We start from the raw sequence: 20,065 nt of genomic DNA, 5'->3' as shown, positions 1-20,065 counted from the left end.
GTCTCTTTTTATATTCCAATTATCAATTTACTTATAGATTGTGACTTCAGCCAGTCCGGCTGCTCCTTCCGAACTTTTCTCAATGGTGATACGCATATATTTTAGTTCCTTACCGATCTGCACCGGCTTAAAATCCCACCCCGTACACTCACGTTCATACAGAAGTTCCCAATTTTTTCCGTCGATAGAGGTTTCCACTTTATGTGTATAAGTGGAACTATCCTTCTGAAACCGGATACGGCTTGCAAACACTTTCTCGGATTTATCCAGTTCAAGCGTTACTACTTGAGGCTGAGTTTCATTGTCAGCAATCCACCACGAAAAATCGTCTCCATCTGTAATGCATGCGGCTGTATAACGTTTCTGTTCCGAAGTGGCTTCAACCCGCACTATTTTCAACGGAGTTTTTGTACGAATTATATTTTCCCAAGCAGTTGCCTTCACAACTGCTCCTTCCTCTTCATTTCCGATATAGGAAGCATGTTGTCCCTCAGGCACATACGCTCCGTTATATCTTCGGGTCGTAATCTCCCGGCTATCTCCCTTAAGCCCATCAGCCGAAACCGAAACATGAATTTTACCCGGACGACAAGTAGTCCGTATCAGTGTGTATCCGATTCCACCCTCTACTTGCTGAGGATTAACCCCGATACGCTCTATACCATCCCCTATCAGACTCCCTTCGCCGGATACGGATATATATATCCTGACATCTGAAGTATTAACGGGAGTTCCATACGAATCACAGATCTTAAAATAGACAGGAATCATATCCGAACCATCCGCTATGGGTTGTATTCCATCTTCTTTCAACCAGATTTCAATCTGCCGGGGTTGTCCGGGAGTACGCACACTGTGAGTTGCAACCACCTTTCCGTCTACCAGTCCTTCAGCAACTAATTCACCGGCTTCATAGGTTCCGGCATCGAAGACATAACAGGGACTTCCCCCTTTCTCCACAATAGGATGATAAAACGAAGTACGCTCTATGCGCGTCTGTTTACCTATCAGTTGATGATTACGAAACAACCGGACTTCATCACAATTGGAAAATACGGTAATCTCTTTCACGGATGAGACATAACGCGGAGCTGTATTCTGTGACGCGATAAATACCATCGGTCCGTCATATAATCCGGGTTGGGATATATCCTTATCACGCATACTCTGCATCATATAATAACTGAATTTGGGATATCTATTCATATCGACCATTCCACAAAACATAGTTTCCTGCTCTGCTCCACGTGCATAATCATTATAACTCCACAAAAAATGTCCCCCCATCCGTGGATTTGCGTCAAGCATGCACCAGTCAAAGTATCCATGTCCGTTAAGCTGCTGAAAACGTCCCCGGCACTGCTTCAATTGTTCCTCTTCATTCTCCATTAGGCTCACACGAGGTTTTTCTCCTACGCCGTCACCCCACTCACGACAGAACAGTGGTTTCACCGCAATCTGGTCTTCCGGATAATTACTCATCACATCCCCATCTTTCGGGAAACGGGATACCTGTTTATAAAATACATCAAAATAATCAACCCGGTCCGTATGTCCGAAGTAGTCACCGGCAGTATACATTTGGTCGCCGGGATATTCGGTATGTGCAATGGCATGTAATTCCCGGGCCACTTCCGCCGGATAACGGCTCTCATTCAAAGCTGTTTCCCAAAGAATTACCGAAGGATGATTGCGATCCCGACGAATCATCTTTTTCCCGACTTCATAGAGACGGGAAATAAATACAGAATCTTTATTAAAATACTGCCAACCGGGAATACATTCCACAACCAATAACCCATATTTATCACAAGCAGCCAAGAAAGCAGGATCTTGTGGATAGTGAGCTGCCCTGACGGCATTACAGCCCCCGCGTTTCAAATCGATCACATCTCTTTCTTGCATGGAGTTGGAAGCGGCATCTCCAATATAGGCAAATGCCTGATGACGATTTGCTCCACGCAAATAAAGCGGTTCACCGTTTATGAAAAATCCCCCGTCACGGGTGTAAGCAATCGTACGTATACCAACTGCCTCAGCGCAATGATCTGTCACTTTATCATTTTCAATAACCGTACTTTCTAATTGATACAGATCGGGAGTATATGGATGCCACAGAAAAGGATTGTCTATCTTTAAATCTTGCTCGATATGAAGAGCCTCACCGGCCAACAAACGAAAAGAGTCTTGTTGGCAAGCTACCACTTTACCGTTTTTATCAATCATCCGGGTACGAAGCTGCGCCTTCCGGAGATATTGACCTTCATTTCTGATATGTGTTTTTACATGAGCAACAGCTCTCTCTTTTTCAACTATCGGATATGTGACGAAAACTCCGCCACCGGCAACTTCATCCTCTTCTAATGCATGAGTGATGTGAAGCGGATCGGCAATAATCATTTCCACATCCCGATAAATACCACTGTAATAATAAAAATCCATTCCTCCCTGTGGCTTACCGGGAGGTGTAAGCGGATCATACTCTGCTGAAACTCTGACAGCCAACAAATTATCTTGATTCCAATTAAGATAGGAAGTGAGATCTGCCACAAAACCAATATATCCACCTCGATGAGTATATACTTTTTGCCCGTTCAGAAATACCTCACAGGCGTTCATCACTCCTTCGAACGAGATACTGATCCTTTTATCTTTGTATTGTGACGGTACCTTGAAAGTGCGTCTGTACCAACCTATTCCATCATAGATAATATCCCCGCCACAATGTTTCTTCTCTAATTGCATAATATGAGGAAGGGTAGCGGCTATCCAGCTGGAATCATCTAAATCAGGATATTCACCATTTACAATATCCCCGCGGTGAAAGGCCCAACCAAGATTCATGTTCAGCGAAATTCTTGTCTCCACTTCCCCCGCATAAAGCAGAGAAAGTGGAAACAGAATAGCTAAACAAGAAAAAATAATCCTATAATACAATCTTTTCATCTTCACAAAAAACTTTAATCATTTGTAATCCTTTCGCTTCAAACTCAATAGGACCCGGACAATAAGTTATCTTACTCTTACGTCTTTTACCCCAGTAGTCCTCCTTTAACGACACAGGTAGTCCGCCCATTTTGTCAAAAGCTTGATTTGAAATAATTGCATATCTCAACTGTCCAACAGTAGGAATAACCCGTTTTTTTTCTTTCTCCCAACTTTCGGGAACATCTATTTGTAAGTACCAGCCATCCTCACATTTCCTTATCCCAACCAGATGTTGAGTGGTATCTACTGCACACATAGTCTCATGAATGGATGGTATAGCCCCTGACCAAAACACGTTATCCTTCATTTGCACTGGCAAACGACACTGATCATAAGGAGTCAAATCTGTCCGCATGAAAATATTGTTGAAATAGGACACGTTGCCGCAAGGACAATCATGAAATCCGATAATAGATGTACCATGCGGCTCTAAATAAGGGGGCTCACGCTTATCAACGCTATCAGTAGGCCAAATCTCCCAGGCAATCAAGTTATTGACGAACGCAACTCCCTGCGAAAGTCTAATCTGCGCCAGTTCCGGAGATAAAAACAAGTTATGATCTATCAGTATGGGACCATGATTCACTTCCAAAGAAAGATCTTGTGTCTGGTTGTCATGTAACAGATTACCTTTTATCCGGGTTCCCTGTGCCATCCAATCAAGCCAAATTCCTCCTTCTGTCCGATAGATATGATTCCCGCTTATCATTACATCCACTGCAGCATGCAATTTTATTCCGGCTAATTCGTATCCCCAAAAAGTTTCCTGTAACCCGATATCATGTATGACATTCGTTTCTATTCTACTAAAAACAGCTCCAAGACTTCCGGCTATTCCAGCTTGACCACAATAGGAAATATGGTTATTCCTCACCAAATGGTTACCAATCCGCTTTTCATCCCAACCATTTTCAAGTGCCCGTTGGGTAGTTTGTATATAGCCTTCAACAGATTCGGATTTATTATCCCATTCATCTCCATATTTTCCCAGTGTAATGCCGACACACTTGGAATGGCTTATCGTATTATTTTCTATTATCCACCCCTTACTCCAATGTGTACCCACCAATCCTATCTGTTCAGCAGTCGGCGGTACCCATGGAGTAGCGGCATGGCTCATGCGAAATCCGCGCACAACAATATAATTGACGAATGGCTTTTCCGGATAGAACACAGCTTGCCGAACATTTATTTCGGTCAATTCTTCATTCGGGTCTTTCTGACCGAAATTAGCCCACAAATAAGTTGTGTCTTTAGTAACTTTACAAAACCACAGGGCACTATCTGTCTTGTTTAATAATACATTTTCCAGTCGTGGAGCTTCCGTAAGCGCCCGATCATTCAAATAAACTTCTCCGGTATGTGCCCATTTACCTTTTTCAAGCCAGTCTCCTTTCAAAGTATCAGCATAGGGATTGAACGCAGCGAATATATTATTCGAGATTGCTACACTCCAGGTAGTATTACTCAGCCTTTTCCAGTTTTTAATTCTCTCCGAACCTTTGATTTCCACATACTCTCCTCCGGCAGCCTGATAAATAATAGGTTTATCCGCTGTTTCCCCTCCAACGGGGGGATTCACCCATTCCCGATAGACCCCCTCATGAACAGTAATGACATCTCCCGGCCGCGCAATATTGGCAGCAGCCTGTATGGTCTTTAAAGGCCGGGCTTCCTCTCCTCCATAAGAATCATTACCACGCGAAGAAGACACATGAATTTCCCTACCCGACGGGCATGATTCAACACAATTCGAGTAAACATCTGTAGTAACAAAGAGTGCAAACAATAATATTGCACTCTTTGTATATAAGTATTCAAGGTTCCCCATCCAAATCAATAATTGGGATTCTGTACAATTGCCGGAGTGGCATCGATCACTGTCTGCGGAATAGGCCACAGATAATGCTTTGCCGGATCAAATTTCCGGTTCTCAACAAAAATCCGTTCATTTGTCAATGAAAGGGCACCGGTTACAGGATCGACCGTTCCAAGTAAACAACCGTATACCTTACCGTTCAACACTTGTTCACCGATTTTCCAACGGCAAATATCGAACCACCGAAGTCCTTCCATAGCAAGTTCCACACGTCTTTCTCTTCTGAGTAATTCGCGCAACTTCTCCTGACCGGTATATCGGGTTCTGTCTACAACCGGCATTTTAGCACGGGTACGTATGTCGTCCAAAATATCGTAAACGGAATTATCAATCTGATTCAGCTCTATTTTACATTCGGCATACATCAACAGCACTTCTGCATAACGCATGACAATGGCATTCATGCCACAATCCCACATATCCGCATAATCAGACAAATCGTCCACATATTTACGAACCAAATATCCTGTTTTAGAACGTCCGTAGGGAGCATAATAATCTCCATTCGGATCTTTCACATCAATTGGGTCGTAACGTTTTCCTTCGTATAGATTTCCCGGAGCTAATATGGTAACAGCCAAACGAGGGTCTCTGTGCAAGTAAGGTTCTTTCGGATCATATACCTCAGACTCTTCGATCGTTTTTCCATCTTCACACTCAAAAGCATCTACCAGTGATTGAGTAGGATTGATAGAACACCATCCACCCACACTGGCCGGAGGCAATACTCCTAAAACCCAGTTACCATACAAGCTTTCTACATATTGTATATCCAGAATAACTTCCGAATTATTTTCATTCGCAATCTTAAACAAACCTTTATAATCGGGAAACAGTTCGTAGCCCAATCCCATTACTTCGCTACAAGTAACCATACAATCATCATACTGGTGTTCGAACAGTTCCAGACGGGCTTTCAGTGTCAAAACTGCGCCACGAGTAATACGTCCGACATCACTTCCGGAGTAAGATTCGGGAAGTTGCGGAGCGATCTCTTTCAGTTCATTCAAGATAAACTCAACCACTTTCGCTTTCTCGGTACGTGGTAAATTGGCATTTTTAATTTCAAGTACGGAAGTTACCAACGGCACATCACCATAATGTGTCACTTTCTGAAAATAATCCCACGCACGCAGAAAACGTACTTCGGCTGTCAAGCGTTTGCGTAAATCTTCATTCATTTCGGGGCGGTGGATATTCTCCAGGAAATTATTATAGCGAACCATGTTCCCATATCCCATATAACTATAACCCGGATCGGTAGGGGTCGCTGTTCCTGCGGCCTGTACCGCCCAGCCTTCCCAAGTAAAAGGATTATAAGCATTATCCGACGCACAGTCGGCATAAATCACTTCATCCATAGAAAACCAACCATTATAACATCCTGTAGCTGCGGCCATGGCATCTTTTTCAGTTCTCCAAAAGGCTTCGTTTGAGGGTTTGTCCAAAGGATTCCGATCCAGAAAATCGGTACTACATGCCGAGAACAAAGCGGCAAATAACAAACTATATATTATCTTTTTCATACGTATTATCTATCAGAAAGTTATGTTTAAACCAAATGTATTTGTTTTGACTTGAGGATAAGAGCTTCCTCCTTCGGGTGATTCCGGATCGAAACCTTTATCAAATTTGGTAAAGGTAAGCAGATTCTGCCCGCTATAATAAACTCTGATTCGTGAAATTCCCATTATATTACACCACTCTTTTGGAAGTGTATATCCCAACTGGAAGTTCTTCAAACGTAAATATGAAGAGTTGACAATCCAGAAAGAAGAGGGATTATAGATACTGTTGTTCTGGCGATAAGAAGAGAATGCTCTCGGGAATTTTCCATTCGGATTGGTTTCGGCATCCCAACAGTCACGGTACATATAAGACGGCTTACCTTTTGCTCCGATCATTTCGCCCACTACACCGGGGCCTGCAAGATACCCTTGCACATCAGCAGCTCCCTGGAACAGGAAAGTAGCATCAAACCCTTTCCATTCAGCAAACAGATTCAACCCGAAAGTCCACTTAGGCATTGTATTACCGATATAAACACGATCCTCTCCGTCAATTTTTCCATCATTATTGATATCGCGGTATTTGATGTCACCGGGTGCAGTTTCGGTACCGGGTATCGTAGCACTATTGGCAACCTCTTCTTCTGTTTTGAAAAGTCCTTCCGCAATGTATCCTCCGATAGAATTGATGGCATAACCTTCCTGATTAAAATACTTACCGCTCCAGATGCGTGCTCCGCCATTCTTCAGGTCAAGTACTTCATTCTTGTTATATGCAGCATTAGCCGACACCTGGAAGTTCCAGCCATGAGTATTCAGTTTATAGCCTGCAGTCATTTCAAAACCGGTATTTTTTACTTTACCTGCATTCTGGTAAGGAGCATTCAGACCGTACAAGGTGCTCACTGGCAATTTCATCAGAATGTCATAAGTCAGTTTACGGTATCCTTCAATAGACAAAGTATACTGATTGCCCAAGAATCCCATATCGAGTCCGAAGTTCAATGTTTCTGTGGTCTCCCAAACAAGGTTACGGTTAGCACCATCTACCGGAGCCACTCCCTGTACAACTGTTCCACCGAAGGAATAATTGGCTTGATCAAGTACAGATTGATAAGAATAGTAAGAAATAGCCTGATTGCCCAGAACGCCCCAACCTCCACGCAGCTTCAGATCGGACAGTACATTGCGGGTTCCTTCCATAAACGGTTCATTGATGATTCGCCATGCCCCCGAGAAAGAGGGGAACACACCCCAACGGGAGTCTTTAAAGATGCGTGAAGTTCCGTCACGACGGATATTTGCCTCTACCAAATAGCGATTGTCATAGTCGTAAGTCAGACGCCCGAAGAATGAACGCAATGCGTATTCATTGGCTGAGCCATTGGCTGTCTGTCCATCAGGTGAACCGGCATTCAATTCCCAAAGATCATTGTTCAAGAAATTTTTCCGGTATCCCTTAGTCCAGTCCTCACGGTAATATTCCTGTTCGTATCCCGCCAGTGCACCTACAGTATGTTTTCCAAACGTATTGTTATAACTGACCAGTGTCTGTAAATTCAGTTTCAGCCCATTCTTACGTTCATCAGTCTGACTGTTAGGTCCCTGATATTTTGTAGGCTCTCCTGTTTTCCAGTTATAATACTGGATATCCTTAATAAACTTCTCGTCGGAGATCGATTTATATTCATAACCCACGATTTCCTGAATCTTCAATCCCTTGACCGGTTCATAGCTCACATTTCCGATGGCTCTGGTGATGTGTTGCTTGGTAGTACGCAAGTTGCCTTCCTCGATAAAAGCCAACGGGTTACCGTCATTGGCATATCCATAATATCCGTTTGAATATTTATAAGGAATAAAAGGGGCGATCTGGTTGATTTGTGAAAAGATATTAGACATCTCACCGGTAAAACCACTCACAGGTTCCTGTGCCTCACCATACGTGAAAGAAAGGTTCATCCCTGCTGTAAACTTTCCCATCTTGGCATTCATATTACCCCGTACCGAATAGCGATCGTATTTAGCAATATCGATAATACCGTCCTGTCCCAGATAACCGGCAGAGAACATATAAGTCATCTTATCCGTACCTCCCGAAATCTCGGCACGGTGGCTGTGTTGCAAACCGGTTTTGTAGAATAGCCCCTGCCAATCCGTATCGGGATAGTTGTCAGGATCTGAACCGTTTCTGAACTTTTCAATCTCTTCGTCCGTATAAATAGGTTTCTTACCTTCATTAACCATGGCTTTATTGTACAGCTTTGCGTATTCCCATGAATGAAGATATTCGGGAAGAGCTGTAGGTTTCTGCCAGCCCACATAGCCATCATAACGTAGAGTAGGTGCTTTATCACCTCCCTTTTTAGTAGTAATCAGGATAACTCCATTTGCCGCACGTGAACCGTAAATAGCTGCTGAAGAGGCATCTTTCAGTACTGAGATATTCTCGATATCGCTGGGATCTACCTCATTGATACTGGATACGGGTAAACCATCCACAACATACATCGGATTAGAGTTATTTAAAGTCCCGACACCACGCACACGAATGGTTGTATTGTCACTTCCCGGCTGTCCGGTTCCGGAAATGACAGTCACACCGGGCAATAACCCTTGGATGGCATTCGATACGTTAGTCACCGGACGGTTTTGCAATGATTTGGAATCGACAGCAGCAACTGCTCCCGTCAGATTCACTTTCTTCTGAACACCGTATCCCACAACTACCACCTCTTCCAGGGTTTTGGTATCCTCCTTCAGAATGATGTTAAACGTATCCTTCCCTTTTGTCGAAACATCTTGTTGCAGATAGCCGATGTAACTGACAGTCAAAGAAGCATTCTCCGGAACTTCCAGCGTAAACTCCCCATCCAGATTTGTTATCACCCCATTGGTGCCTGCTCCTTTTTCAACAACATTGGCTCCGATGACAGGTTCCCCCATAGCGTCCTTCACCACTCCAGATACCTTCTTCTTCCGGGAACCGGGTTGTTGGTCCGTTTTCTTTTCAATAAAATAAATCTTATTATTTCTTACCTCAAAAGTAACTTTCGTTCCTGCCAATAGTTTTGTCAACGCATCCTCCAGAGTGGCATCTTTCAACTGAATGGATACTTTACGGTTTACGTTGATCAATTGATCGCTGAACACCAGCCCTAACCCTGTCTGGCTTTTTATAGAAGACAGTACCTTCTCTACCCTCTCATTATTAAAATTTAAAGAAACTTTTTGTGACCATGCCGAAACAGTAAAGCCAAATAAAAGAACTCCTAAGAGCAACAGCATTTTCGTTCTGGTTCTTGTTTTCATTTCATACAGTATTAAATTAATTATTTTTATAATTTATAAAAAGGCCTTTCTATATAGGCTAACACACCATCCCAAAGAAGGTATGAGTGTCATTTTCATTTTTCTGCAAAAAATGGTGCAGAGAAATGATAAGTCTTGCCTTCACGTAGCTGTAATCGTGTTCTCCGATCCCCATAAACTACTTCATAGGATTCGTTTTGCCGTGCATGCAGGACGGCTTCCACCAGCTGTCCGGATTTCCACGTAATATCCAATGTGTGTCCACCATACACCTGTATCCCTTTTATGCAGCCATCGGCATATTCATGAGGCCAAGCCGGCAGTAGTTCTATTTTCCCCTTTTCCGTATAAACCAGCATTTCCATCAAAAGACGCGGAAAACTCAAAACCGCATCCAGATTGTAAACCTGATGCTCGGGATCATGCGAGGTAACCAGTCCGTCATATAAATAATGGCGGCGGCAAAAGCGGTCCAGATTGGTCTTCACTTTCTCTATATCTCCCAACCGTACAGCCTGTAGTGCCACATGGATTAGTCCATGAGCCGAACCGGTATCGAAGGCAAAACGCTTGTCCAAAGCTACACTTGCCGCTTTAATAAGACGGGAATCTCCTTTTGACTTACCCAACCGGGAACCGGGAAACACCGGATATAAGTGTGAAAGATGTCTGTGGTTATACACATCCGGATAATGGGGATCAATCCATTCGGCCAATGCCCCATCGTTATTTATCCGATAAGCCGGCAAGCGTTGCAGATAATGACTCCACCGTTCCAGTTCTTTCTTATCCACACGGAACTTATGCCCCATCTCCAGAAGCAGGCCAAACACTTCTCTGGCAATGGCAACATCCATCGTAGCATCTTTGCTCAGCCAGGTATCAGTTCCGGGAGATGCGTTTTCCGGTGAAACACTCGGACAGATATGATAAAGGCTGTCACAGCCCATAATAAGATAATCTTCATAAAAACCGGCCATCTCCCGATAGAGGGGGAATACGTGTTCTTTTAGGAAGGTCTCGTTACCGGTCAGCATAGCATACTCGTAGAATGGCCGTATATTCCAACCGGCCCCACCTGCCCAGAACATCCAGGGGAAAGATCTTCCGAAATGGGTCAGATATCCGTTTTCCGGATCATTGTAATGGGCTACAAGAAAGCCCCGGCATCCCAAGTAGTTTTTCGCATTCAGTCTCCAACCCGGCAATAGATTTTCGACATATCCAATATAAGACTCCGCACATTCATGCAAGTTGCCCATAGATGCTGCCGAAATAGCTAAATTAATATTTGAATCCCAAACAAATCCGCCAATCCATCCGGGTTTCCAGCCTCCTCCCCAAATTCCTTGTAAGGGAGGCGGATATTTGCCGGACGAAGAAATCAATAGATAACGGCCCATTGCGTGGATCTGCTCTAAAAACAAAGGAGTAACCCCACATTCGTGAATCGTCGAAAGCATTTTCTCAGTCGGAACGGTCTTCCAGTCGGACGAACATCCCAGATCTAACTGCATGCGGCGGAACATTTCCCCATGTATCCGGCTATGAGGTTTCAGCAACTTACCATAATCAAGCGGCAAACCCGACAGTTCTTTTTGTACGGACGAACGCACGGATAAACGGGCCTCCTTCAGAGGAGTGATCCTAATGAGCACCAACACCTCTTCAGCGTCCGTTATCCGTAAAGAATCTCCTTCAGCCGTCATACTTCCTCCCTTAACCGTCACACGGGCTAACCCTTCATAGCCACCGACATCATATTTATAGCCGGCACGATAGGATAACCAACCCGACACGGCTTCTGCTTTCACCGATGAGAAAGCACTGTCCAAGTTATGATCAAAGTGCATACCTTCACGCCCAGGAGTCTCTTTCAGACTCAGCACCAGATTCATCTTATTACCCTCATCGGCTTTCAAGCGGACCACATTCACATTATGCTCCCTGGACGAGAACACAGATTCCGTCACCTTCCCGTTTTCGTACCAGGAAGTGAGCACTTCTCCAGTCTCCAGGTCGAGCTGCCTTCTATACTGCTTTTCGGTTTGTAAAGGTATACCCGTATGCCGGATACACAGGTCGAAAGCTGGATGAGGAATCAAAGGCCAACGTTGGCGGGCTCCCATGGCAACCAACTGGCAATCAGCTTCGCTCGTCATCAACGCATCCGCGGCATCACTTTTTCCTGATTCCATCAGACTTCGTACTTGCGGGAGCAAAGAAGCGGTGCAAGGAACCGCCACTTTATTGCGGTCCCATCCCCTTATAAATAATTCTTCGTGGACACAGATAATCCTTTCTTCTCCCGGCTGTCCCATCACCATTGTTCCATGACTTCCATTACCGGTAACGAATGCATCCTGCCAGGATGCAGCAGGTTTTTCGGACCAAACTACCCATCGTCCGGACGAATTTAGAAAAGATGGATGGCTCTTAATCCCATGAGTAAAGGAAAACGGGAGACAGGCCATCAACAAAGTAAACAAATACTTCATATAAACACATAATCATTGTGATATCTTTATGTACAGACATCTGGTTCATATTCAAAATAAATATTCCGAAAGGCCTTTTTAGTACACATAAGCTAACACCTCACCCGAAAGAAAGTATGAGTCTTCTGTTTCAGAGTACATCTAAAAAAATAGATGCAGTCCCTTTTGTCTGGTCTGCATCTATCTATATGGGAATGATGAAATCCATCTATTCTTTCTTCAAGACTTCGAACACCCCGTCTTCTGTTTGTGAGAAACGTATCCATGAAACCGCCTCCAAATCACGCAATACATCATCAACGTTCACTTTGCTGGTAGACAGAGTAAACCTGTTATTCAATAAAGTAGAATCACGCACAATGAAATGAACATCATACTGCCGTTCCATCACTTTTATGATCTCTTTCAGCGGAGTGAGATAAAAGTTCAGGCTATTGGAACGCCAGGAAGAGATCTGGTTCATATCTTCCGGTTCGGATATCTGGCAACGTCCGGACTTTCTGTTATATTCCGCACTTTGACCGGGTACAAGAGGATACTCCTTATGCTTCGAATCCTTTAGCAGAACTCCGCCCTCTTCCAGTGTCACCCATACATTCTGCTCTGCAGGATATGCCTTCACATTAAATTTGGTTCCGGTCACCTTCACCTCGATTCCCTTCAAATCGACAATAAACGGACGGTTCTTTTCTTTGGCTACCACAAAATAGCCTTCTCCCCACAGCTCAACACTACGATTGAACAGCCCAAATTGTTTGGGATATCGCAAACGAGTATCCGAGTTCAACTGTACGACCGTACCATCCTGCAAAACGACCTGCATCTGTTCACCGCAAGGAACCTTCAGTTCAGCATACTCCGTAGCAGAGAATACACCGGTTCTGTCGGCCAGAAACCAAAGCGACAAACTGAGAAAAAGGAAAGGGATCAACACGGCCGCCGCTATCAGTCCGCGACGATAAGATATTGTTTTTTTCTGTGGTTTGATCTCTCCCATAAAGCGTTGCCGCATCCGTTCTTCCGGCACCGGATGGTCCAGCCAATCCAAGGCCTGCTCTTCCGTCAACCGCAAAGATTCATTTTCCAGCCGTTCCGACAGATAGCGGCTACCTTCCTCTGTAGCAAACCATTCCGCCACCTTTCCGGCCTCCTCTGCAGAAGCTTCATTATTGAGCACCTTATCTATAATCGCATCATCTATTTTCATTTCTACTTTTCTTTATCTACTAATAAAAACACTTCACCAACTTAAAAGTATGAGTTGACACTCACCCTAAAAAATGAATCCACAATACATGAAGTAGTACAATCAACGATTCTATTTCCGCACGAAGTATCTTAATGGCCTGGGTATAATGTGATTTTACGGTAGGAACCGTAATGTGCATCTCGTCCGCTATTTCCTGATTGGAAAGCCCTTTCTCTATTTTCAAACGGCATATTCTTTGCTTTTGAGGGGGGAGTTTGCCGATAGCGGCCCGGAGATGCTCCCTGAAGTCTTTATCCTCAAAATCTTTCAGGAAACCATCATCGGCTTCTTCGTCTTTCTGGGCCATTTCATAGTGTTTCTCGAAAACAAGATTACGATGTCGTAATTCATTCAGTATGTAGTTCTTTAAAATAGTAAATAATAAACTCCGGATTCCGGACTGAAAGTCAAACCTTTCCCGCTGTTCCCACAGTTTCATAAAGGTATATTGTACGGCATCTTCGGCTTCTTCACCGGATTTGAAATACCGATAGGCCAATGCATACAACAAGCGATTGTACTGCCGGAAAACAGTAACGAAAGCATGCTCGCTACCTTTACGGAGTTCTGCATACAGTTTCTGGTCAAAGTCTAAGAACTGATTCATTATCGAATATTCCCCACTTAAAGATTTAAGGCAAAATACAGAGACCGCAAAGATAAGAAAAAACAGATTGAACCTTATCCTCTTTCAGAATGTTTTATCTGTAGAAATTTAAAACAACAACGGTTATGGAAAAATATCTTATTCACAGTAATGAGCTTCACCTGATCGATCAAGAAAGAATCCACCAGGCAGTAGAACAGATGGTAGAGTCATTGGATATGGCAGCCGGATCTACATTCAGTTTCGATCTTTACAAAGTGGTGGAAACCTATTTCAAGGATTTGGATAAGCGGAGAGAGATAAACCATCTGTTAGGCATCACAGACAACACGTATGATCCGACAGAAGATTTTGGAGTGTGTTAATCGGTTAAATATAAATCTTGAAAAAGGGTGGTTACCTCCGACGAAGTAGCCACCCTTTTTGTATGAGTTATCAGTTGGGTGCCTGATGAACTGTGAGTTGAGGGAAGGGGAAGTTAATGCCTTGTTCGTTGAATGTAGCATAAATCGCCTTGTTAATATCGAAATATACTCCCCAATAATCGGCACTGTTCACCCAGACACGGGCCACCACGTTCACACTGCTCGCATCCAGGGCATGAAGAGCTATAAAGGGAGCAGGATCATCCAGGATACGCTTATCGGCAGCCAGCACCTCACGTACCACCTTCTCAACCTTATTATAATCTTCACCATAATCCACACCAACAATCCACTCTACCCGCCGGGTTGTCTGATTGCTGTAATTAGTCACGACCCCACTGCTCAGTGCACCGTTCGGAACATAAATCAATTTATTGTCGGCAGTGGTCAGGATGGTGTGGAAGATCTGGATTTCCTTGACAGTACCGGAAACGTTCTGTGCATCTATCCAGTCGCCCACCTTATAAGGCTTGAACAGCAGGATGACCAGTCCGCCGGCAAAGTTCTGCAGATTACCCGAAAGAGCCATACCGACAGCCACACCGGCAGAAGCCAGCAGAGCGGCGAACGAAGTGGTTTCCACTCCTAATGCACCTACCACGGAAACAATCAGCAATACGGTGAGAAGGATATTAACGAGGCTCCTTACAAAAGTTTTGATACTGATATCGACATTTCTCTTATCCATAAGACGCCTTACAAGTCGGTTCAGCATCCGGATCAGAAAACGTCCGACCAGAAAGACAATCACAGCCTTCAGGATGTGACCTCCGGCCTGTATACCCGAATCGATCAACTGCTGGGTAACCAGAGCCAGTTTATCCAGCCCATCGGCCTGTGCAATGGCCTGATCGAGCTTATCGGCCGCCACCTGCAGAGAGTCTGCCACTTGTTGCGTGGCTTGAAAGAATAGTAGCATAATAGTACAATTTTAAAAGTTTTTCATTTAATAACAGCAGACAAAGCTACAATGTTTTTATCAAATAGCGAAGTGTTTCTTGCTTAACACGCCCAAAAAGCGTAAATTTGCCACCGATTCACTGAGTAGGGGTGCCTTAACATGACGGGCTGAGAACATACCCTTTGACCTGATCCGGGTAATGCCGGCGTAGAGAAAAATAAATTAGCAACATGAAAAAGATGATTTTTGCCGGCTGCCTGATAGCCGGAGCAAGCGTCTTCGCGCAAGCGGGCGAGACAGACAGCTTGAAAGTAGTAAACCTGCAAGAGGTGCAGGTAGTATCCACACGTGCCACTTCGAAGACTCCCGTAGCATTTACCAACGTGTCGAAAGAGGAACTCAAAAAGCAGAACTTCGGGCAAGATATCCCGTATCTGCTCAGTATGACACCTTCGGCACTGACCACCAGTGATGCCGGAGCAGGCATCGGCTATACCACCCTGCGTGTGCGCGGAACGGACGGGACACGTATCAACATCACCGCCAACGGCATTCCGATGAACGATGCCGAAAGCCATACGCTTTTCTGGGTGAACATGCCCGACTTTGCCTCATCGGTGAAGGATATACAGGTGCAACGCGGCGCGGGAACTTCGACCAACGGTGCCGGTGCTTTCGGTGCCAGCGTGAATATGCAGACGGAGGGGATTTCGATGAAGCCGTATGCCGAACTGAATGCTTCGTACGGAACCTTCAATGCGCACAAAGAAACGGTAAAATTCGGTACCGGACTGTTGAACGACCATTGGGCCTTCGATGCCCGCCTGTCCAACATCGGTACGGACGGATACATCGACCGGGCTTCGGTAGACCTTTATTCTTTTTATGCACAGGGGGGATATTTCGCCGACAACACTTCGGTGAAGTTCATCACTTTCGGCGGAAAAGAGAAAACGTATCATGCCTGGAATTATGCCAGCAAGGAAGAAATGGAGAAGTACGGACGACGTTTCAACTCGTGCGGCATGTACACGGATGATGACGGCAACATCCGTTTCTACAAAGACCAGACAGACAACTATCTGCAAATGAACTACCAGCTCTTACTGAACCACACTTTCTCGCCGGAATGGAACCTGAACGCAGCACTCCATTATACGAAAGGAGACGGATATTATCAGGAGTATAAGGAGGACCGGACACTGAAGGAGTATCGCCTGCCACCTTTCATGCACGATGGCAAAGAGGTGGACAAGAGCGACCTGATCCGTCAGAAGAAGATGGACAACCACTTCGGTGGCGGCGTGTTCTCGGTAAATTACCAGAACGGAAAGCTGAACGCTTCACTGGGAGGTGCGCTGAACCATTATGACGGATGGCACTTCGGACGGGTGATCTGGGTGAAAAACTACATCGGCGAACTGCTCCCCGACCACGAATACTACCGGAATAAAGCGAAGAAGACGGACGGCAACCTCTATCTGAAAGCCAACTATAACCTGGTGGCGGGGCTCAATGCATACGCCGACCTGCAATACCGCTACATCAACTATAAGATAAACGGCGACAACGATAAGTTTGACTACAACGCGGACGCCCTGCAAAAACTGGCGGTAAACGATCACTTCAACTTTTTCAACCCGAAAGCCGGGCTGAACTGGGACATAGACGCCAACAACCGGGTTTACGCATCGTTCTCCATCGCCCAGAAGGAACCGACACGGAACAACTATACCGACGGCAACGCGGACGAGTATCCAAAGGCGGAAAAACTGCTCGACTATGAGTTGGGATATACCTACCGGAACACTTGGCTGAGCGCCGGAGCCAACTTCTACTATATGGACTACAAAGACCAGTTGGTACTGACCGGAGAGCTGAACGAGATAGGCGAGGCTATGGCGCGCAACGTGCCCGACAGTTACCGGATGGGAGTGGAACTGATGCTGGGTGTGAAGCCCTGCCAATGGTTCCAGTGGGACATCAATGGTACACTGAGCAAAAACCAGGTGAAAAACTTCACCGAAAAGCTGTATGAAGACGAATGGAAGAATCCGATCGAGGTCAGCCACGGAAATACACCGATTGCCTTCTCGCCGGACCTGATCCTGAACAACCGCTTCTCGTTCAGCTATCGGGGATTCGAGGCCGCCTTGCAATCACAATACGTCAGCAAGCAGTACATGAGCAATGCCAGACAGGCTGACCAGACGCTGGACGCCTATTTCGTGAGCAACCTCAACCTGGCTTATACCTTCAAGCTCCCTCACGTAAAGTCGGTTACGGCAGGATTCACCATCTACAACCTCTTCAATGCCGAGTACGAAAACAACGGATATGCAGGCAGCGGTTATAAGATAGTAAAAGGAGAGGTAGAGCGCTACAACTATGCCGGCTACGCCGCACAGGCCGGAACGAATGTAATGGGTAACATTTCCATCCGCTTTTAAGCCATGAACTACCTCGAAATCACAGGTACCCTGATCGGGCTGATTTATCTCTGGCTGGAATACCGTGCCAGCATTTACCTCTGGATTGCGGGCATCATCATGCCTGCCATCTACATCTTCGTCTACTACCGGGCGGGACTGTATGCCGACTTCGGAATCAACATCTACTATCTGCTGGCGGCCGTTTACGGATGGATTGTCTGGATGCGGGGTGCCGGCCGGGAGTCGAAAGCCGAACTCCCCATCACACATACTCCGCCGGAAAGGTATCTTCCGCTGACCGCGGTATTCTTAGCAGCCTTCCTCGGCATTGCCTGGATACTGATCCGGTTCACGGACAGCAACGTACCCTGGCTCGATTCGTTTACCACGGCACTGAGCATCATCGGCATGTGGATGCTGGCGCGCAAATACGTAGAACAATGGTGGGCATGGATACTGGTCGACGTGGTATGCTGCGGACTCTACATCTACAAAGAGCTTTATTTCACATCCGCCCTTTACGGACTTTACTCAATAATTGCTATCTTTGGCTACTTTAAATGGAAACAAATGATGCACTATGAAAGTAAATGATATCGATATGGATGCCGTGATACTGGGCAACGGCGAATATCCAACCCACTCCATGCCCGAAACCATGCTGATCATGGCTCCCTATGTGGTATGCTGTGACGGATCGGCCGATGAACACATCCGCCGGGGATTCATCCCGAATGCCATCATCGGTGACGGGGACTCCCTCTCGGCGGAGAATAAAGACCGTTTCAGGGAAATATTCCATCAGATAGACGACCAGGAGACGAACGATCAGACCAAAGCGGTCCATTTCCTGCTGGACCAAGGCAAGAAGGTGATCATCCTTGTAGGCGCAACCGGCAAACGGGAAGACCATACATTGGGAAACATCAGCCTGCTGGTGGATTATATGAAGGTGGGAGCACAGGTGACGATGCTGACCGATCATGGCATGTTCGTTCCCGCATCGGGACGGAACACTTTCAAATCACGCCCCGGACAACAGGTCTCTGTCTTTAACTTCGGTGCCACCGGACTCAGAGGAGAGGGATTGGTATACCCGCTCAGCGACTTCGACAACTGGTGGCAAGGGACACTGAACGAGGCGACAGGTGACGAATTCACGATCCATGCGGAGGGAGACTACCTGGTTTATCTGAATTACTGAGAGGTTTCTCCTTCGTTTCCGCCACCTCGACCAGATAGACACTGATGCATATCATGCCGATGGCAATGGTCTGCGCCCAGCTGAAGCGGTCCTGCCCGACCAACAGGGAAACGATGGTGGCCACCATCAGAATCAGATAACCATAAATGGCGACTACGGTAGTCTTCAGATATTTCAGTCCTATGGGCACCAGCAGATAACTGACGACCGTAGGGAAAATCAGGACGAACAGGAGAACGGACAACGGAAACCAATGCACCGGTCCGGAAAATACCGGTGCGTGAAAACCGGTGATGGCAGAGACCAGAATGCTCGAAAAGGCTGCTCCGGCAAAGGTATACTTCAGCACCGTAAACATTCCGACCGATTTCAGGATACGGTTGCTCGCCACCAGATAGATGGCATAGGCAATCGAACTCAACAGGCACAGCACGTTCCCCGTCAGGGCGTCCGAAGCCAAGTCGTCACTCTTTTGTGCCAGGATACAGAGGATGGCCCCGCCGAGTCCGAGGGAGATGCCGGCAACCTTCAGGACGCTGATTTTCTCTTTGAAGAAGACAACGGCGATGACAAACACCCAAATGGGCTGGAGACTGGTGAAAATGGAACTGGAGACGGGGGTCGTCTTACTCAGCCCCACCAGATAGAGAAACATAAAACCGTAAATGCCCAACGCACCAAGGAGGAAAAGGTAGATCTTTTCTTTGCGGGTAGAAGTCTCGGGCTTGACAAACATTCCGATGATCCAGAAAGCAACGGCGGCAAACACGCACCGGAGGGCCACTCCCGAAAGAGGGCTGACCCACACGGGAAGCAGGTATTTCAACGCATTCATATTCAATCCGCTAAAGGTTTTGGACACCACCATGCTCAGATTGGCCTCCACTTTTTTATTCTTCATCATACACGAGGGGTTAGGTTTTATTGGGGTACAACAAAAGAGGCAGCGGAAAGTTCGGGAAAAGGCCCGGAGCGGGAAGCGGATTCCAGTTATTTAGTTTTATACAAGAACCGACTTTCACCCGCATGTGGAACGAAAAAAAACCGCGTGCGCGCGGAAGC

The 20,065-nt window shown here is 45.8% G+C and carries 13 protein-coding genes and 1 riboswitch; of the genes, 4 read left to right on the top strand and 9 right to left on the bottom strand.

Annotation, left to right across the window (positions count from 1 at the left end):
• Window positions 1-27: 27 nt before the first annotated feature.
• The 7 genes from R3O62_RS07260 to R3O62_RS07230 form a co-directional block, all read right to left on the bottom strand.
• Window positions 28-2,946, bottom strand: a complete 2,919-nt coding sequence (locus R3O62_RS07260; protein WP_032540274.1) for a glycoside hydrolase family 2 TIM barrel-domain containing protein — start codon at window positions 2,944-2,946, stop codon at window positions 28-30.
• Complete coding sequence (locus R3O62_RS07255; RefSeq protein WP_317472414.1) at window positions 2,927-4,819, bottom strand: right-handed parallel beta-helix repeat-containing protein; 1,893 nt, start codon at window positions 4,817-4,819, stop codon at window positions 2,927-2,929. Before R3O62_RS07255 ends, R3O62_RS07260 begins: the two co-directional genes overlap by 20 nt.
• Window positions 4,820-4,824: 5 nt before the next feature.
• Window positions 4,825-6,393 carry a RagB/SusD family nutrient uptake outer membrane protein gene (locus tag R3O62_RS07250; RefSeq protein WP_269110204.1) on the bottom strand — a complete coding sequence of 523 codons (1,569 nt, stop codon included), beginning with the start codon at window positions 6,391-6,393 and terminating at the stop codon, window positions 4,825-4,827.
• Between the two features lie 12 nt (window positions 6,394-6,405).
• Window positions 6,406-9,687 (bottom strand): TonB-dependent receptor, encoded by a 3,282-nt coding sequence (locus tag R3O62_RS07245; protein WP_269110203.1) that lies wholly within the window; start codon window positions 9,685-9,687, stop codon window positions 6,406-6,408.
• Between the two features lie 95 nt (window positions 9,688-9,782).
• A complete protein-coding gene (locus R3O62_RS07240; protein ID WP_317472415.1) occupies window positions 9,783-12,185 on the bottom strand; it encodes a glycosyl hydrolase family 95 catalytic domain-containing protein in 2,403 nt (800 codons plus the stop codon).
• A gap of 208 nt (window positions 12,186-12,393) precedes the next feature.
• Window positions 12,394-13,392 (bottom strand): FecR family protein, encoded by a 999-nt coding sequence (locus tag R3O62_RS07235; protein ID WP_005778608.1) that lies wholly within the window; start codon window positions 13,390-13,392, stop codon window positions 12,394-12,396.
• A gap of 61 nt (window positions 13,393-13,453) precedes the next feature.
• On the bottom strand, window positions 13,454-14,041 hold the full coding sequence (locus R3O62_RS07230) for an RNA polymerase sigma-70 factor (RefSeq protein WP_005778610.1): 588 nt from the start codon (window positions 14,039-14,041) through the stop codon (window positions 13,454-13,456).
• Between the two features lie 125 nt (window positions 14,042-14,166).
• Here R3O62_RS07230 and R3O62_RS07225 point away from each other — a divergent pair, with 125 nt between their 5' ends.
• Window positions 14,167-14,406 (top strand): hypothetical protein, encoded by a 240-nt coding sequence (locus tag R3O62_RS07225; protein WP_005778611.1) that lies wholly within the window; start codon window positions 14,167-14,169, stop codon window positions 14,404-14,406.
• 70 nt (window positions 14,407-14,476) lie between these two features.
• Here R3O62_RS07225 and R3O62_RS07220 read toward each other — a convergent pair whose 3' ends face one another.
• The gene (locus R3O62_RS07220; protein WP_032536852.1) at window positions 14,477-15,385 is read right to left on the bottom strand and encodes a mechanosensitive ion channel family protein; all 909 of its coding nucleotides are present in this window, start codon (window positions 15,383-15,385) and stop codon (window positions 14,477-14,479) included.
• Window positions 15,386-15,502: 117 nt separating this feature from the next.
• A riboswitch (TPP riboswitch) is annotated at window positions 15,503-15,599 on the top strand.
• On the opposite strand from R3O62_RS07220, the gene R3O62_RS07215 reads away from it, so the two are divergent.
• From R3O62_RS07215 to R3O62_RS07205, 3 genes are all read left to right on the top strand, one after another.
• On the top strand, window positions 15,598-17,817 hold the full coding sequence (locus R3O62_RS07215; protein ID WP_317472416.1) for a TonB-dependent receptor: 2,220 nt from the start codon (window positions 15,598-15,600) through the stop codon (window positions 17,815-17,817). Its footprint overlaps the riboswitch before it by 2 nt.
• Window positions 17,818-17,820: 3 nt before the next feature.
• Window positions 17,821-18,393, top strand: coding sequence for a nicotinamide riboside transporter PnuC (pnuC, locus tag R3O62_RS07210; protein ID WP_005778616.1), 573 nt, complete (start codon window positions 17,821-17,823; stop codon window positions 18,391-18,393).
• Window positions 18,380-19,003, top strand: coding sequence for a thiamine diphosphokinase (locus tag R3O62_RS07205; protein WP_005810634.1), 624 nt, complete (start codon window positions 18,380-18,382; stop codon window positions 19,001-19,003). Before pnuC ends, R3O62_RS07205 begins: the two co-directional genes overlap by 14 nt.
• On the opposite strand, the gene R3O62_RS07200 is transcribed toward R3O62_RS07205, so the two are convergent.
• Window positions 18,957-19,904: a DMT family transporter gene (locus R3O62_RS07200; protein WP_032531769.1), complete on the bottom strand. Its 948-nt coding sequence runs from the start codon at window positions 19,902-19,904 to the stop codon at window positions 18,957-18,959. The genes R3O62_RS07205 and R3O62_RS07200 overlap by 47 nt on opposite strands.
• Window positions 19,905-20,065 lie beyond the last annotated feature (161 nt).

The organism is Bacteroides hominis (assembly GCF_033042785.2).
Classification (GTDB): domain Bacteria; phylum Bacteroidota; class Bacteroidia; order Bacteroidales; family Bacteroidaceae; genus Bacteroides; species Bacteroides hominis.
Note: the sequence above shows the minus strand (reverse complement) of the source record. Positions and strands in the feature narration are given on the sequence as shown.

What these genes read in the sequence shown, in the direction of transcription:
- R3O62_RS07255 (WP_317472414.1), bottom strand. Translation starts at nt 4,819, where the DNA reads ATGGGGAACCTTGAATACTTATATACAAAGAGTGCAATATTATTGTTT.
- R3O62_RS07225 (WP_005778611.1), top strand. Translation starts at nt 14,167, where the DNA reads ATGGAAAAATATCTTATTCACAGTAATGAGCTTCACCTGATCGATCAA.
- R3O62_RS07250 (WP_269110204.1), bottom strand. Translation starts at nt 6,393, where the DNA reads ATGAAAAAGATAATATATAGTTTGTTATTTGCCGCTTTGTTCTCGGCA.
- R3O62_RS07205 (WP_005810634.1), top strand. Translation starts at nt 18,380, where the DNA reads ATGAAAGTAAATGATATCGATATGGATGCCGTGATACTGGGCAACGGC.
- R3O62_RS07215 (WP_317472416.1), top strand. Translation starts at nt 15,598, where the DNA reads ATGAAAAAGATGATTTTTGCCGGCTGCCTGATAGCCGGAGCAAGCGTC.
- R3O62_RS07220 (WP_032536852.1), bottom strand. Translation starts at nt 15,385, where the DNA reads ATGCTACTATTCTTTCAAGCCACGCAACAAGTGGCAGACTCTCTGCAG.
- R3O62_RS07230 (WP_005778610.1), bottom strand. Translation starts at nt 14,041, where the DNA reads ATGAATCAGTTCTTAGACTTTGACCAGAAACTGTATGCAGAACTCCGT.
- R3O62_RS07235 (WP_005778608.1), bottom strand. Translation starts at nt 13,392, where the DNA reads ATGAAAATAGATGATGCGATTATAGATAAGGTGCTCAATAATGAAGCT.
- R3O62_RS07200 (WP_032531769.1), bottom strand. Translation starts at nt 19,904, where the DNA reads ATGAAGAATAAAAAAGTGGAGGCCAATCTGAGCATGGTGGTGTCCAAA.
- pnuC (WP_005778616.1), top strand. Translation starts at nt 17,821, where the DNA reads ATGAACTACCTCGAAATCACAGGTACCCTGATCGGGCTGATTTATCTC.
- R3O62_RS07240 (WP_317472415.1), bottom strand. Translation starts at nt 12,185, where the DNA reads ATGAAGTATTTGTTTACTTTGTTGATGGCCTGTCTCCCGTTTTCCTTT.
- R3O62_RS07245 (WP_269110203.1), bottom strand. Translation starts at nt 9,687, where the DNA reads ATGAAAACAAGAACCAGAACGAAAATGCTGTTGCTCTTAGGAGTTCTT.
- R3O62_RS07260 (WP_032540274.1), bottom strand. Translation starts at nt 2,946, where the DNA reads ATGAAAAGATTGTATTATAGGATTATTTTTTCTTGTTTAGCTATTCTG.